Below are 15,230 nucleotides of genomic sequence, written 5' to 3' on the forward strand. Positions count from 1 at the left end.
TACGTCCGACGGTCTCACCAACAGTAGCCCCCGGGCGGTCTGGGGTCCGCTCAGGAATCCAGGATCTGTCCAGCGGCGGTGCGGGCGGCCGCGATGATCCCGGCCAGGCCCCGTCCGGTCGCGACCTCACCGATGCCGATGACCCCTGCTCCGAGGCCGGCAGCGGTCAGGTCCGGACCGTGCCAGCGCACGCGCGCAGCGCCCACGACGTGCGTCGCCGTCAGGGGGACGCCGAGCAGCGTGGCCGCGTCGTGCAGCGCTCGGGTGCCGACGGGTCCGTCCGGGTCGACCGGGAGGCTCGTGGCCGCGTCGTCGGGACCGCTCGCGCCCGGTGCGCTGGTCGCGTCGGCGGGCGTCGCGTAGCTCAGGCGTAGCACGTGGCGGCCGGCAGCCGCCTCGGCGAGCCACGGCCACTTCACCGTCGCGTGCGTCAGGGCCTTCGCCGACACGGCCTGCGCGTCCGGGTGCACGAGCATCCCGGTCCCGCGGGGGGCTGCGTCGAGCTCGGGCTGGTCGACGACGAGCGTGACGAGCTCGATCCCGGTCCGGTCCGGCGCCACGGTGCGCTCGGGATCGGGCACCGACGACAGGGTGTGCTGCGCGGGCAGGCGTTCGACCGTGCCGTCGGCGGAGACGACCTCGACCGCGTGCGCCTCGATCCGGGTCGCCCGGGTGTGCAGCCGGACGTCGACGCGGTAGGTCTCCATGTCGGCGACGAGTTCGTCCACGAGCCGGGCGATCCCGCCCCGGATCCCCTGCACCGGGGTACCGGCGGCCGCGCGGGCCCGGAGTGCCAGGACCGCGCGGGCCAGCGAGCCCTCGCGGAGCAGTGCCGCACGGAGGCCGGGAGCCACCCGCTCCGGGTCGAGCTGGTCCGGGTGGGTGGAGTGCACCCCGCCGGCGATCGGGACGACCAGGTCGTCGAGGACCCGCTCCCCCATGCGCCGCCGGACGAGTTCGCCCAGGGACTCCGCCTTGGCGCCGACCGGTCCGGGCAGCAGCGAGTCCATCTGTGCACGGAGCCCGCCCTTCTGCCCGACCACGGCGAGCACGTCGGCGGCCATCGGGGTGCTCGGGATGCCGAGGAGCCCGGTCGCGGGGATCGGCGACGTCCGGCCGTCACGGGTCATCAACCAGGCACCGCGCGGGTCCGGGGCGACGACGTCGTTGCCGAGCCCGAGTTCGATCGCCAGGCGGCCGACGGCGTCCGTGCGGGTCGCGAACGAGTCTGCCGCCATGTCGACGTCGAGGCCGCCGACCGTGTGCCGCCGGATCATGCCGCCGAGCACGCCGGACGACTCGACGAGCACGACGTCCGCGCCGCCCTTCGCCAGGTCACGGGCCGTGACGAGTCCGGCGATCCCGCCGCCGACCACGACGACGTCGGTCACGCGGCAGACCCGTCACCGAGCGAGTGGACCAGCTCGACGACGCGCGTCAGCACCGTCGGGTCGGTCTCGGGCGGCACACCGTGGCCGAGGTTCACGACGTGGGCGCGGGCGGCGCCACCGCGGCGGACGACCTCGCGCACGTGCGCTTCGAGGACCTCCCACGGGGCCGCGAGCATCGCCGGGTCGATGTTGCCCTGCACGCTGACGCCGGTGCCGACACGGCGGACGGCCTCGTCGAGCGGCAGCCGCCAGTCGACCCCGACCGCGTCGACCCCGACCGTGTCGGTGCCGAGCGTGGTCATGTCGGCGAGGACCTCGCCGCTGCCGACGCCGAAGTGGATGCGCGGCACGCCCAGGTCGGTCACGTGGGACAGCGCCTGCGCCGAGTGCGGTGCGACGTACCGGACGTAGTCGGCGCGCGACAGGGACCCGACCCACGAGTCGAAGAGCTGTGCGGCCGAGGCCCCGGCGAGCACCTGGGCCCGGAGGAACGCCCCCGACACCTCGGCCGCCCAGGCCAGCAGCCGCGACCAGGTCTCCGGCTCCGCGTGCATGAGGGTCCGTGCGCGGATGTGGTCCTTCGACGGGCCGCCCTCGACCAGGTACGCGGCGAGCGTGAAGGGTGCGCCTGCGAATCCGATCAGCGGGGTGTCGCCGAGCTGCTCGACCGTGCGGGCGACCGCCTGCCGGATCGGCTCGAGGGCCGCCGGGTCCAGCGGCTCGAGAGCGTCGACGTCCGCCGCGGTGCGGATCGGTGAGCCGAGCACGGGGCCGCGACCGGGGACGATCTCGACGTCCACGCCCGCGAGCTTGATCGGCACGACGATGTCGCTGAAGAAGATGCCGGCGTCCACCCCGTGCCGGCGGACGGGCTGCAGCGTGATCTCCGACGCCATCTCGGGGTCGAGGCACGCGTCGAGCATGGCCGTGCCCACCCGGAGCTCGCGGTACTCGGGCAACGACCGACCGGCCTGCCGCATGAACCACACCGGCAGCGTCTCCGGACGGTCACCCCGCAGGGCCCGGACGAGGCGGGACCCGCTCGTCCGCCCTGATGCCAGGGGGTGGGAGTCGGGGAGGGATGTGGTCGTCGCGTCGGTCACCGGATGATTGTCCCATCGAGCGCGTTACCATTGGCTACGTGCTCATCTGTCTCACGGCGTCGCATCGCAACGCCAGCTTCGACCTCTTGGAGCGACTGAGCATCGCTGCCCCGGCCGCAGCAGGCCACCTCGTGACGGATTCCGACGTCCTGGACGGCGCCGTCGTCCTCGCCACCTGCAACCGTTTCGAGGCCTACCTCGACATCGCCGGCGACGACCGCGACTCCGCCGTCGCCGCCACCGTGCAGGCCGTGGCCGCTGCGAGCGACCTGGACGCCACCGAACTGCGTGATTCGGTCAACGTGCTCGGCGGCAAGGACGTCGTGCAGCACCTGTTCGCCGTGTCGAGCGGGCTCGAGTCCGTCGTCGTCGGCGAGACCGAGATCTCCGGCCAGGTCCGCCGCTCGCTCGAGGACGCCCGGAGCAACGGCACCACCACCTCGGACCTCGAGCGGCTGTTCCAGGAAGCCGCCCACACCTCGCGCGGCGTCAAGACCCGCACCCGGATCGGTGCCGCCGGTCGTTCGCTCGTGCGCCTCGGCCTGCAGCTCGCGTCGTCGCGCGTCACCGACTGGGCCCACACCCGCGTGCTGCTGATCGGCACCGGGAGCTACGCGGCCACCACCATCGCGGCCCTGCGCGACCGCGGCGCCGTGCACATCCAGGTGTTCTCGCCCTCGGGCCGTGCCGCCTGGTTCGCCGCGAAGCACGACCTCGTCGCCGCCCGTGACCTGCGCCACGCGATCGGCACCAGCGACGTCGTGATCACCTGCACGTCGAGCGAGCTCCCGGTCGTCGCACCGGCCGACCTCGACGACGGCATCCGCCGCATCGTCATCGACCTCGGACTCCCCCGCAACGTCGACCCGGCCGCTGCCGGTGTCGACGGCGTCGAGCTGCTCGACCTCGAGACCATCAGCCTGCACGCCCCGATCTCCGAGCTGAACGCCGAGTCCGAGGCCCGCGCGATGGTCGACGACGCCGTGTCCCGCTTCCGGGCGCAGGCGCTCGAGCAGTCGACCACCCCGGCCCTCGTCGCCTTCCGCAAGCACGTGTTCGACATCCTCGACGACGAGATCGACCGCGCCAAGCGCCGCGGCGACGCCGACGGCGAGTCCGCCGAGCACACCGAGCGGGCGCTCCGGCACCTGGTCGGCGTCCTGCTGCACCGCCCCTCCGTCCGGGCCCGTGAGCTCGGCCGCGCCGGTCGTGGCGAGGAGTTCGTGGGGGCCATCGACGCCCTGTTCGGCGTGCGGCCCGAGCCCGAGGCAGAGCTGCCGGCGCCCGTCGTCCCGCTCGCCGACCGCACCGCCCTGGACCCGACCGTCTCGAAGCGCGCCGACGAGGCGGACGCGAGCTGAGCCTCCCGGCCGACACGACCCAGCCACCCACGCTGCGGGTCAGCGCGCTCCTGCTGGTGCGGGACCGACGCGTCCTGATGGTGCGTGCGCGAGCGCGCGACGTGCTCTACCTGCCCGGCGGCAAGGCCGAGCCGCACGAGACCGACCTCGACGCCGCCATCCGCGAAGCACACGAGGAGACCGGCCTGCGGGTGACCGCCGACGACGTCGACCCGTTCGGTGTCGTCCTCGAGCCGGCCCACGGGCAGGCGCCAGGCACCATGGTCGCGATGACCCTGTTCCTGGTCCGACCAGGAGGCCCGTTGGACTCCGCCACGCCCGTCGCCTCGGCCGAGGTGGACGAGGTCGAGTGGGTCACCTCGGAGGATGCCGGTCGCTGCCCGCCAGCGGGCGTGGAGACGCTCCGCCGCCTGGTGGCGGCGGAGCGCATCGACTAGTCGTCAGGCCTGGTCCTTGTCGACGTAGTGGCCGGTCTCACCGTCCTGCGTCGGTTCGGCCTCGCCGGGGATGTCCGACTCGACGTACTCGCCGTCGGGTCCGCTCGACTCCGGGCGGGCCTCGCCCGGGATGTCGCTCGCGACGAACTCGCCGACGGGCTCCGTCGTCGTGACGCGCTCCTCGCCGGGGATGTCGCTGTCCGTGAAGGCACCTGCGCGGGTCTCGACCCCGTCCGCGCGGCCCTCGTCGCCACGTGCCTGTTCGTGCTTGCCCGTCATGTGTCCGACCTCCGCTGCTCGGGTTCCTTGCTCCGGAGTGTGCTCGCGGTCCCTGGATGCCGACCGAACCGCGATCTCCCGGTGGTGGTTGCCTGTGCACCATGCAACGCAGCAGTCGATCGAAGTTCCTGCTCGCCGTCACCGGGCTCGTCGCAGTCGGGGCGTTGGCGGGTTGCGCCTCCGGCGGGGAGCCCTCCGCCACCGAGACGGTGACCGCACCCGCGCCGTCGCCGTCGTCGTCCTCGTCGGCGTCGTCGTCGTCCGCGACCCCGTCGTCCGGCTCGTCGGCGTCGGCCGGCACCGGTTCCGGGTCTTCCGGATCCGGCTCGTCGGGGTCCGGGTCGTCGGGGTCCGGGTCGGCCGCTGGCGGTCGCTGTGCCGCGTCCTCGCTCGCCGCCAGCATCGAGCCGGGCAGCGGCGGTGCGGCCGGCAGCGTCATCGTGCACCTCGCCCTGCAGAACACCGGGTCGACCACCTGCACCCTGCAGGGCTGGCCGGGCGTCTCGTTCGTCGGCGGCGGCAACGGCACCCAGATCGGTGCTGCGGCGACGCAGGAGAAGAGCTCACCGCACCCGACCGTGACCCTGGCCGCCGGGCAGACCGCCGTGGCACCGCTCAAGATCGTCCAGGCCGGGAACTACTCGAAGGCCGACTGCTCGCCGAAGACCCCGGACGGCTTCCGTGTGTACCCGCCCGGATCCAAGCAGTCGCTGTTCGTGAAGGACGCCGACTACCAGGCGTGCTCGTCCGCCGATGCGTCGCTGCTGTCCGTGCAGGCGCTCGTGCCGGAGGGGCAGGCGACGTCGTAGCGGGTGGGTGACGGCTGGCTCGTCGGGCAGCCGGATCACCGTGATGCCCACGGAGGGTTCACCGGACGCCCGGCGGCGGTGTCGACCTCGGCCTGGCCGCCTCGGGCCTCGTGCACGATGGACCGGTGACCTTCGCCATCAGGGACGAACGACCGGGGACCGACGAACTCCTCACCCTCTACGAAGCCGTCGGGTGGACCTCGTACACGCAGGACCCCGCCGCCCTCGCCAGGGCGATCGCGGGCTCCGACACCGTGCTGACCGCACGCGACGACGACGACCGCTTGCTCGGGCTCGTCCGCACGGTGTCCGACGGCGTGACGATCGTCTACGTCCAGGACCTGCTCGTGGTGCCGGAAGCGCACCGGTCCGGCGTCGGCGGCGCGTTGCTCGACGCCGTCCTCGAGCGGTACGCGGGTGTCCGCCAGACGGTCCTGCTCACCGATGCGGAGCCAGGTCAGCGCGCGTTCTACGAGTCACGTGGCTTCGTCGAGGTCCACGACGTCGCCCCGCAGCCGTTGCGGTCGTTCGTGGTCCTCCGCTGAGCACCGATGGGTCTCGCGACCGATACCGCACTGCGACGGCCCGTTCCTAGACTCACGGCATGGGGGCTCGAAGACGAACACGGTCCGCGGCAGCGATCGCGACCGCACTCGGGGCCCTGCTGGCACTCGCAGCGTGCACGATGCCACCGCCGCCGCACGGGTCGGAGTCGGCGCTCGCGGACCTGATCGCGGACGTCGATCGGCTGCCCGGCGTGGGCTCGACCGAGGGCGAGATCCGCCAGTTCGACGCCAAGGACGACCCGGACAACTGGCTCACGTCGCTCCGGGTCACCGCGGACACCGCCGACCTCGCCGTCGCCGAGCGGGTCCGGCGGACGGCCGAGCGCGGTGTCACCGGCACGACGCTGCAGGTGACACTCGACGTGCCGTCTGCGCGGAAGACCGCTCCGGTCAGCCTCGATCCGATGGACCGCAGGGTCGTCGGCCTGGCCGGTCGGCTGCGCACGCGGACCTTCGTGCGACAGCTGTGGATGACCCCGACCGGTTCGAGGATCGGGCTCGTGCGGGACGTCAGCTTCAGCGATGCAGCGAAACGTGTGCGGACGATCACCGGTCCAGAGCCGACGAACACGAGTACGACGAGGACGACGACCTTGAGCCGCGGCGACGTGTCCGTCGACGTCACGGCCACGCACCCCGGCCGGGCCCTGATGCGCATGATCGACACACTCGCCGACGACCACCACGTGGAGCGCCTCTACTACTCGCCCGGGACGACGTACGCAGACGCGGCGCGGGCCCCCGACGACGCTTCCGGCCTCCCGGCAGTGGCCGATCGGCCGTCCCTGTCGATCGGCGTGCGTCCGCTCGGCGACGTCGCCGAGACCCTCGCCGCGACGACGGACGAGGCAGCCGATGCACACCGCGCACCGCGGACCGCCTTCGACCTGGGCAGCGGCGCGGTCAGTGGGTGGCTCGGGCTCCCCCTCGACGCACCCAAGCCGCGGGATGCCGGTCCGGACGGCGACGCACCGACGAGTCCCACGCCGACCCCGTGGGCCCCTGCAGACGTCGACGACCGCGCCACCGTGCTCCGCGCGTTCCTCGAGCGGTCAGCAGCCGCCGCCGGGGTCCCGGCGACCGTGACGACGGGCACCGAACAGTGCGCGACGTCCGGGTCGTCCGACCCGACCGGCACCCGGGCGACGGCGCTCAGCGTGGTGCCCGTGTTCGACGTGGTCGACGACGCCCAGGAGCCGTTCGACGCCGTGACCGCGCTCTGGACGTCCGAGGGCCTCAGGGTCAGTGACCGCGCGATGGGCCGCGACTCCTGGTCGTCTTCCTCCGGCGCAGACCCGGCCACCGCCAGCATCCGCGGCACCGTCGACGGGTTGAGCCTCACCGCCGAGTCGGCCTGCGTGCCGCCACCCGACGCAACGTCCGAGGGGAACTGAGCGACCCGGTCAGCGGCGCGCCGGGGCGTGCACTGCCTCGAGCAGTTCGGTGCCCATGGTCCGCAGTGCCTCGATGACCGCGAGGCGCCGCTGCAACGAGGCGTCGTCGAACGTCACCGTCACGGCGTAGCTGACCGACGACCCCGGACCCCGGAGGATCCCGGCCTCGGCACGGACGCCCGTGCTCGACCCGGTGACCGCGACGACCTGCAACCCGTGGTCGAGCGCACGGTGTGCCAGGGGGTCGAGGCCGAACGAGCCGGCGACCAGGTTCAGATCGCTCGCCAGCGACAGCCAGCCGAGCACCCGGTTCGAGACCGCTTCGTCCACGACCTCACCGAGCGCCAGGCCGCGCATCACCCACGCGAGCTCACCCGTCGGGGCCACCGAGGCGTCCGGGGCGTCATCGGGACCACGACGGTCGCGTACCCGGTCGATCAGCGCGGTCCGTTCGATGCCGAGCGATTCGGCACGCTCGCGGACGGCGTCGATGCCGACCGTCGACAACAGTGCGTTCATCGCCCAGGTGTCACCGGTGGCACCGACCAGGGTCGCCAGGTCGGGCACCTGCATCGTCGGTTCCTGCAGGAACTGCCACAGGCCAGCGCCGGTCGCGGTGTCCCGTGCCATGCGCTGGAGGCGGTCGCCGTGCAGGCGGCCGTCCTCGAGCTGCGCCGCGACCTCGATCAGCAGCAGCACCCTGCCGAGGCTCGCGACGGGCTGCACGACGGTGTCGTCGATCGCGAGCAGGGCCTTGCCGGTCGAGGTGTCGATCACCGAGGCACTGACCCCGGCGCCGTCGAGGGCGAGCGCGCCGAGAGCCTCGGTCGTGGCGCCGAAGCGGTCGTCCGGCCGACCGCTGTGCCGGCCGCGCGCCCGACCGCCACCACCCGAGCGGTCCTCCGGCCGCCGACGGCGTGACGACCGAGCCGCGTCCGGCTCCACCATCACCAGATCGCGACGCGCTCGGCGGGGTCGAGGTACATCGCGTCCTTCTCGGTCACGCCGAACGTGTCGTAGTAGCCGTCGATGTTGCGGACGACCTGGTTGCACCGGAACTCGTTCGGCGAGTGGGGGTCGATCGACAGCAGGCGCGCGGCTTCCTCCGGACGGATCGCCATCTGCCAGGCCTGCGCCCAGCTCAGGAAGAACCGCTCGGCACCGGTCAGGCCGTCGACGACCGGGGGCTCCTGGCCGTCGAGCGACAGCAGGTACGCCTTCCACGCGATCGACAGGCCACCGAGGTCGCCGATGTTCTCGCCGATCGTCAGGGCACCGTTGACGTGGCCGTCCGGCACCTCGGTCGGGACGAGCGCGTCGTACTGGGCGATGAGGGCCTTCGTGCGCTCCTCGAACGCCGTGCGGTCCGCCTCGGTCCACCAGTTCTCGAGCTTGCCGTCGCCGTCGTACTGCGAGCCCTGGTCGTCGAAGCCGTGCCCGATCTCGTGGCCGATGACGGCACCGATCGCACCGTAGTTGGCTGCGGCGTCGCGGTCGGCGTCGAAGAACGGGAACTGCAGGATCGCCGCGGGGAACACGATCTCGTTGAAACCGGGGTTGTAGTACGCGTTGATCGTCTGCGGGGTCATGAACCACTCGTCGCGGTCGATCGGCTTGCCGATCTTGCCGAGCTCGCGGTCGACCTGGAACGACGCGACGGCGCGGACGTTCGCGACGAGGTCGTCGGGCACGACCGGCAGCGCCGAGTAGTCGCGCCACTTGACCGGGTACCCGATCTTCGGCGTGAACTTGTCGAGCTTGTCGAGAGCACGCGCACGGGTCTCGTCGGTCATCCAGTCGAGCGCCGTGATGCTCTGCCGGTACGCCTGGACCAGGTTGGCGACGAGGTCGTCCATCGCGGCCTTCGAGGTCTCGTCGAAGTGCTCCTGCACGTAGATCCGGCCGACGGCCTCGCCCATTGCGCCCTCCACCAAGGAGACGCCGCGCTTCCAGCGCTCGCGCTGCTTCGGCGCCCCGGTGAGGGCGGTGCCGTAGAACGAGAAGTTCGTGGCCGAGAACGCGCTCGTCAGGTACGCGGCTGAGCCACGGATGACCTGCCAGCGCAACCAGTCCTTCCAGACCTCGAGCGGCTGGTCGCGCAGGAGCTCGGCCAGGCCCGTGATGAACGACGGCTCGCGGACCACGACCGTCTCGAACGCGCCGGCCGGTGCGTCGATGGCCTCCCACCACGTCTGCAGGTCGATGCCCTCGGCGAGCGCCGCGACCTCGGCCCAGGGCAGCTTGTTGTAGGTCTTCTGGCTGTCGCGGGTGGTGACGTTGTCCCAGTGCTTCGACGCCAGAGCGGTCTCGAGCGCGATGACGTGCTCGGTGCGGTCGCCACCGTCCTCGAACCCGGCGAGCGGGAACATCGCCGCGACGAACTCGCGGTACTTCGTCCGGATGTCGGCGAAGCGCTCTTCACGGTAGTAGGACTCGTCGGGCAGGCCGAGACCGGACTGCTCGAGGAACACGACGTAGGACTCGGGGTCGCCCGGGTCGTTGTCGACGAAGAGCTGCAGGAAGCTCGGCAGCCCCAGGCGCTCGAAGCGTCCGACGGTGGCGATGAGCTCCGGCACGGACTCGATGGCCGTGATCTCGGCGAGCAGCGGCTCGATCGGCGCGGTGGCGAGCTCCTCGAGCCGTGCTTCGTCGGTGAAGGAGGAGAAGAGGTCACCGACCTTGCGTTCCTCGGTGCCGGGGGCGGCCTGCTGCGAGCGCTCGATGATCTCGCGGACGGCGAGTTCGGCGGCCTCGGCCAGCACCGTGAAGGAGCCGTAGCGGGCCTTGTCGTCGGGGATCGGCGTCTCGGCGATCCAGGTGCCGTTCACGTGGCGGTACAGGTCGTCCTGGGGGCGCACCGCGGGGTCGAGTTCGTCAGTGTGGATGCCGGAGGCACGTGCGACGTCGGTCATGCGGTCCACGATAGCCACCGACGCCATGCAGCAGGTCGGTGTACGTCGTCACCTGCGCACGGCTGCCGGTACGGTCATCGCATGGGACTTCCGTGGAAGCTGCACGGCGACGGCAAGACCGTCTCCGCGACGACGATCGTGGCACCGGACGAGCGACTGACCTGGGGCCGGACGATCGGTCTCGGCGTGCAGCACGTCGTCGCGATGTTCGGCGCCACCTTCCTGGTGCCGCTGCTGACGGGGTTCCCGCCGTCGACGACCCTGCTGTTCAGCGGCATCGGCACGATCCTGTTCCTGCTCATCACCGGCAACCGGCTGCCGAGCTACCTCGGGTCGTCGTTCGCCTTCATCGCACCGATCGGTGCTGCCACCAAGATCGGCGGTATCCCGCTCGCCCTGTCCGGCATCATCGTCGTCGGCGCCCTGCTCGCGATCGTCGGGCTCGTGGTGCACCTGGCCGGCGCCGGCTGGATCGACCGCCTGATGCCGCCTGTGGTGTCCGGTGCGATCGTCGCCCTGATCGGGTTCAACCTGGCTCCGGCGGCGAAGGACAACTTCACGGCCGCCCCGGTCGTCGCGGTCATCACCCTCGCCGCGATCATCCTGGTCACCGTCCTGTTCAAGGGGTTGATCGGTCGCCTGTCGATCGTCATCGGCGTGCTCGTCGGCTACGTGGCGGCGCTGATCGGCGGCCAGGTCGACTACTCGAAGGTCGGCGACGCCGCCTGGATCGGCCTGCCGACGTTCACCGCTCCCGCGTTCGACCCGTCGCAGCTCGCGATCTACCTGGCGTTCGTGCCGGTGGTCCTCGCGCTCGTCGCCGAGAACGTCGGCCACGTGAAGGGTGTCGGACAGCTCACCGGACGCGACCTCACGCCCCTCACCGGCCGGGCGCTCTTCGCCGACGGCATCTCCACCGTGCTCGCCGGTGCCGGCGGCGGCTCCGCCACCACCACCTACGGCGAGAACATCGGCGTCATGGCCGCCACCCGCGTCTTCTCCACCGCCGCGTACTGGGTCGCCGCGATCGCCGCCGTCCTGCTCGGCCTCTCCCCGAAGATCGGTGCCGTCATCTCCTCGGTCCCCGCCGGCGTGCTCGGCGGTGCGACCACCGCCCTGTACGGCCTGATCGGTGTCATCGGCATCCGGATCTGGGTCGAGAACCGGGTCGACTTCTCGAAGCCGAAGAACCAGCTGACCGCTGGCATCGCGCTCATCATCGGCATCGCGGACTTCACGTTCGCGTTCGGCCAGGCGAGCTTCGGCGGCATCATCCTCGGCACCATCGCCGCGATCGTCGTCTACCACCTGATGGACCTGATCGGGCGGGCGCGCGGCACCGACGAGGCGACGCCCGTCGCCTCCGAAGACGCGCACGCCGCCACCGGCGGTGTCCCCGCCGAACCACGCGCCGACTGACGCGAGTGGTCGGCCGGAACGCGCGTCCGGCCTGACGACGTGGGACCACCGGACGGGAGGCCCGTGGCGGCGCCGCCACGGGCCTCCCGTCCGCCCTGTCGCCACGTCGACTGCGTGCGTGGGCCGCGCGGGGTCCGCATCGCCGCCAGAATGGGCCGGTGCCCCGACCGACGCGACCCGCAGTGACCAGCGAACGGCGTGCGGTCGATCGCGACATCGTGCGGTTGGCGGTACCCGCGCTCGGTGCGCTCGTGGTCGAGCCGCTCTTCCTGCTCACCGACACCGCACTCGTCGGGCACCTCGGTGCGACACCCTTGGCGGCCGTCGGACTCGCGAGTGCCGTGCTGTCGACCGTGACCGGGCTGCTGGTGTTCCTGGCGTACTCGACGACGCCGGCCGTGGCCCGCGCGCTCGGCGGTGGTGACCGACGAGGCGCAGTCCACGCCGGCATCGACGGGATGTGGCTCGCGCTCGTGCTGGGAGTGGTGCTCGCGCTCGTCGGGTGGCCGCTCGCCGGGCCGCTCGTCGACCTGTTCGGTGCGTCGCCCGAAGTCTCAGCGGCGGCGACTGCGTACCTGACGGTCTCGCTCATCGGGCTGCCCGGGATCCTGGTCGTCACCGCCTCGACCGGGCTGCTGCGCGGGCTGCAGGACACGAAGACCCCGCTCGTCGTCGCGACCATCGGGTTCGTCGCGAACGGACTGCTCAACGCCCTCCTGATCTACGGGGCGGGTTGGGGCGTCGAGGGGTCCGCCGCCGGCACCGTCATCGTGCAGTGGGCGATGGCGATCGTCTACGTCCGGATCGCGGTGCGGGCCGCGCGGTCGTCGGGAGCGCCGCTTCGCCCCGGCGCTTCGGGCGTCGTCCGGGCACTGCGGTCCGGGACCTGGCTGTTCCTGCGGACCGCGTCGTTGCGGATCGCGATGCTCGCGACCGTCGGCGCGGCCGCCGGACTCGGGACGGCAGGACTCGCGACGACGCAGGTCGGGCTGACCGTGTTCTCGACCCTGGCGTTCGCGCTCGATGCCCTGGCGATCGCCGGGCAGGCGCTCGTCGGGCACGGCCTCGGGGCGCGGGACCCGGTCCGGGTACGGCTGGTGACGCGGCGGCTCGTGCTGCTCGGGATCGTCGGTGGGGCGCTGCTCGGCGTGGTGACCCTGGCTGTCAGTGGTGTGCTCGGGCCGGTGTTCTCCGACTCGTCCGCGGTGCGGGACGCGCTGCCGCTCGTGCTGGTGCTCATCGCCGTCGGGATGCCCGTCGCCGGGTACGTCTTCGTGCTCGACGGGGTGCTGATCGGGGCCGGGGATGCGCGGTACCTGGCGATCGCGGGCGGCGTGAACCTGGTCGTGTACCTGCCGCTGCTGTGGTGGGCCGGCGGGACGCTCGCGGGGCTGTGGGCGGCGTTCGCCCTCGGGTACATCGGGGTCCGGGCGATGACGCTCGGGGTGCGCGCGCATCGGCGTGGATGGGTGGAACAGGCGTTGGCGCGGTGAGCGGGCCTGGTCCTTCCAGCGGGGCTTCTGTGCCTGTGGCTCCGTCGTCTTCTGTGGCGTCGTCGGCCGTGCTCGCCACGGTCGGGATCGGGGTGCAGGGCGTCGCGAAGCTGCTCGTGACCGTCGTCGTCGGGCGGGCGTTCGGCACCGAGACCCTCGGGCAGACCACTGCACTGTTGTCCCTGTCGGTGTTCGTCGCGCTGCTCTGGCCGAACGCCGCGGGCAACACCGCCTCTCGGTACCTGGCGATCGCGCTGCGGGGTCGGCGGTCGGACGCCGCGGTGAACCGGGTGCTCGGGCTGTCGATGCTGGTGTCGACCGTGGTGCTCGCCGCGGTCACCGTGCCGGTCGCGGTCGCCTGGGGCAACGGCCCCGGCATGGTGCTCGGTGGCGTCGGGGTCGTCGTCGGCTACGGCCTGTACTGCTACGCCCGCGGAGCGCAGCTCGGCTACGGTCGGGCACCGCGGGTCGCGCTCTGGGACTCGGTGACGAGCGTGCTCGCGCTCGGGATGCTCGTGGTGGCGTGCGTCGCTCGGCTCGAGCCCTTCGTGCTGCTGCCCCTGGCCATCGGGTACACGGTGTTCGCGATCGCGTGCTGGCCGCGGGGCAACGGCTTCGCGTCTGCTTCGCGCGAACCCGCTGCCGGGGTGCTCGGGTTCGCGGCGTGGAACGTGCTGGCGGTGGTGACCTCGAACGGGTTGCTGCAGTTGACGATGATCTCGGCGCAGGTGACCTCGTCGGCGCACGACGCAGGGGTCTACGCGGCGGCGTTCACCCTGGCGACGCCGGCGTCGATGCTCGGGCAGGCGTTGGGGCAGGTGCTCGTGCCGGCGTTCGCGCACCGGACCGACGGCGGATCGCTGCGCTCGCGTGGGGCGCTCCTGCTCGTCGTCGGGTTCGCTGCTGCTTCTGCCGTCGTGTTCGGACTGGTGGCGCTGCTCGCCGGGTGGTTCCTGCCGATCGTCTACCCCGCCGAGGGGGCTGCTGCCGTGGACGACCTGCGGTACCTGATGGTCGGGGTGTGGGTGTTCACCGTCGGGCTCGTGCCGGCTGCGCTGTTGCTCGCGTCGGGGAGGTCGCGGCAGGTCGCGCTGGCCTCGGTCGCCGGGTTCGTCGTCGGGGCGGTGCTCATGGCGGTGCTCGGACCCGTTGCTGGCGTCGCGGGTGGGACGACGGGGTTCTTGGTGGGGAGTGCGGTGAACCTGGTTGCGGTGGTGGGGCTCGGGGTGCGGCGGCGCTGACCGCCTTCAAGAGTCGTCCGCAAGCGCTACCGCACCCCTCGTTCAACGCGGTGCCGGCCCCTACAGGGGAACGGGGCCGTCCGCGAAACGACGGGCGCTCAGTAGATCTGAGCGCCCTTCACCCAGGCGGTACCCGTGAGGGTGTTCACCGACCCGGGCGCCTGGCGGACACCCCACTTCGTCGTTCCGTCGATCAACCACGCGCCGCGCGCAGAGTAGTTCCCAGTCCGGAAGCGGTACGACTTCGTACCCTTCGATGAGAAGGTCCACTTGCCGGCAGAACCGTAGAAGCAGTTGTTCGTGTACGGGGTCGCCGCAGCCGCCCAGTAGGCATCCCCGCTCTTGCAGGTGTTGCGTTCGCTGATGCGGCCGGTCGCCGCACCAACGGGTGCGACTGCGATGAGCTCACCCGACTCGGCGTGCGAGGTGACCGCAGTCTGGTGAGTTGCGACGTAGTCCAACACGTCGGACCTCGTCGCCGCTGACTTCGCGGACAGGGCTGGAATCCCGGTGATCGTGATCCCGTCAACCGTCCAGTTCGGCGAGGCCGGAGCGGCCTGCGCTGGACCGGCGAACACCCCTGCGAGCAATGCGCCGGTCAGTGTGGAGGTGATGATGATGGTGGGCAATCGTGACATGGAGAACTCCGTTCACAGACAATAGTGACCTTCTGTATATCACCGTCCACGTTGTTATTCTGACCGATCGAGCGCCTCGAAGCGTTGCCGCTGTGACGGCCGGGCCTTCCGGCAACACCTCTAGCCATGGTCGCCCCCTCCGGCACCCTGCACATCAGTGAAGCAAACAGCAGCGTGTACGCGTTGA

At 71.9% G+C, this 15,230-nt stretch carries 14 protein-coding genes; 8 read left to right on the plus strand and 6 right to left on the minus strand.

The window, feature by feature from the left end; translation table 11 throughout:
- Nucleotides 1–50: 50 nt before the first annotated feature.
- Together EDF31_RS01820 and hemE are read right to left on the minus strand one after the other, a co-directional pair.
- Nucleotides 51–1,391 carry an FAD-dependent oxidoreductase gene (locus EDF31_RS01820; RefSeq protein WP_131844974.1) on the minus strand — a complete coding sequence of 447 codons (1,341 nt, stop codon included), beginning with the start codon at nucleotides 1,389–1,391 and terminating at the stop codon, nucleotides 51–53.
- The gene (hemE, locus tag EDF31_RS01825) at nucleotides 1,388–2,494 is read right to left on the minus strand and encodes a uroporphyrinogen decarboxylase (RefSeq protein ID WP_131844975.1); all 1,107 of its coding nucleotides are present in this window, start codon (nucleotides 2,492–2,494) and stop codon (nucleotides 1,388–1,390) included. The genes EDF31_RS01820 and hemE overlap by 4 nt, the downstream gene beginning before the upstream one ends.
- Before the next feature lie 38 nt (nucleotides 2,495–2,532).
- Here hemE and EDF31_RS01830 point away from each other — a divergent pair, with 38 nt between their 5' ends.
- Nucleotides 2,533–3,855, plus strand: a complete 1,323-nt coding sequence (locus tag EDF31_RS01830; RefSeq protein WP_123294506.1) for a glutamyl-tRNA reductase — start codon at nucleotides 2,533–2,535, stop codon at nucleotides 3,853–3,855.
- A gap of 32 nt (nucleotides 3,856–3,887) precedes the next feature.
- Nucleotides 3,888–4,292 (plus strand): NUDIX domain-containing protein, encoded by a 405-nt coding sequence (locus EDF31_RS01835; RefSeq protein WP_279388922.1) that lies wholly within the window; start codon nucleotides 3,888–3,890, stop codon nucleotides 4,290–4,292.
- Between the two features lie 3 nt (nucleotides 4,293–4,295).
- Here the strand turns inward: EDF31_RS01835 and EDF31_RS01840 are convergent, their stop codons facing one another.
- Nucleotides 4,296–4,571: a hypothetical protein gene (locus EDF31_RS01840; protein ID WP_123294504.1), complete on the minus strand. Its 276-nt coding sequence runs from the start codon at nucleotides 4,569–4,571 to the stop codon at nucleotides 4,296–4,298.
- 101 nt (nucleotides 4,572–4,672) lie between these two features.
- Between EDF31_RS01840 and EDF31_RS01845 the strand changes: the two genes are divergently transcribed.
- From EDF31_RS01845 to EDF31_RS01855, 3 genes are all read left to right on the plus strand, one after another.
- A complete protein-coding gene (locus EDF31_RS01845) occupies nucleotides 4,673–5,380 on the plus strand; it encodes a DUF4232 domain-containing protein (protein WP_131844976.1) in 708 nt (235 codons plus the stop codon).
- A gap of 125 nt (nucleotides 5,381–5,505) precedes the next feature.
- Nucleotides 5,506–5,925, plus strand: a complete 420-nt coding sequence (locus EDF31_RS01850) for a GNAT family N-acetyltransferase (RefSeq protein ID WP_131844977.1) — start codon at nucleotides 5,506–5,508, stop codon at nucleotides 5,923–5,925.
- Nucleotides 5,926–5,984: 59 nt separating this feature from the next.
- Nucleotides 5,985–7,340 carry a hypothetical protein gene (locus EDF31_RS01855; RefSeq protein WP_131844978.1) on the plus strand — a complete coding sequence of 452 codons (1,356 nt, stop codon included), beginning with the start codon at nucleotides 5,985–5,987 and terminating at the stop codon, nucleotides 7,338–7,340.
- Between the two features lie 9 nt (nucleotides 7,341–7,349).
- Here EDF31_RS01855 and EDF31_RS01860 read toward each other — a convergent pair whose 3' ends face one another.
- Both EDF31_RS01860 and EDF31_RS01865 read right to left on the minus strand, forming a co-directional pair.
- Nucleotides 7,350–8,288 carry a serine hydrolase gene (locus tag EDF31_RS01860; RefSeq protein WP_131844979.1) on the minus strand — a complete coding sequence of 313 codons (939 nt, stop codon included), beginning with the start codon at nucleotides 8,286–8,288 and terminating at the stop codon, nucleotides 7,350–7,352.
- Nucleotides 8,288–10,252, minus strand: a complete 1,965-nt coding sequence (locus EDF31_RS01865) for a M13-type metalloendopeptidase (RefSeq protein ID WP_131844980.1) — start codon at nucleotides 10,250–10,252, stop codon at nucleotides 8,288–8,290. Before EDF31_RS01865 ends, EDF31_RS01860 begins: the two co-directional genes overlap by 1 nt.
- Nucleotides 10,253–10,333: 81 nt before the next feature.
- On the opposite strand from EDF31_RS01865, the gene EDF31_RS01870 reads away from it, so the two are divergent.
- The 3 genes from EDF31_RS01870 to EDF31_RS01880 all read left to right on the plus strand — a co-directional run bounded on the left by EDF31_RS01870 (nucleotide 10,334) and on the right by EDF31_RS01880 (nucleotide 14,405).
- On the plus strand, nucleotides 10,334–11,671 hold the full coding sequence (locus EDF31_RS01870) for a solute carrier family 23 protein (RefSeq protein ID WP_131844981.1): 1,338 nt from the start codon (nucleotides 10,334–10,336) through the stop codon (nucleotides 11,669–11,671).
- Between the two features lie 182 nt (nucleotides 11,672–11,853).
- Nucleotides 11,854–13,164, plus strand: a complete 1,311-nt coding sequence (locus EDF31_RS01875) for an MATE family efflux transporter (RefSeq protein ID WP_131845184.1) — start codon at nucleotides 11,854–11,856, stop codon at nucleotides 13,162–13,164.
- Nucleotides 13,165–13,232: 68 nt separating this feature from the next.
- On the plus strand, nucleotides 13,233–14,405 hold the full coding sequence (locus EDF31_RS01880) for a hypothetical protein (RefSeq protein WP_131844982.1): 1,173 nt from the start codon (nucleotides 13,233–13,235) through the stop codon (nucleotides 14,403–14,405).
- Nucleotides 14,406–14,503: 98 nt separating this feature from the next.
- Here EDF31_RS01880 and EDF31_RS01885 read toward each other — a convergent pair whose 3' ends face one another.
- Complete coding sequence (locus tag EDF31_RS01885) at nucleotides 14,504–15,043, minus strand: hypothetical protein (protein ID WP_131844983.1); 540 nt, start codon at nucleotides 15,041–15,043, stop codon at nucleotides 14,504–14,506.
- Nucleotides 15,044–15,230: the final 187 nt, after the last annotated feature.

The organism is Curtobacterium sp. PhB142 (assembly GCF_004341255.1).
In the GTDB taxonomy this organism is placed as follows: Bacteria; Actinomycetota; Actinomycetes; order Actinomycetales; family Microbacteriaceae; genus Curtobacterium.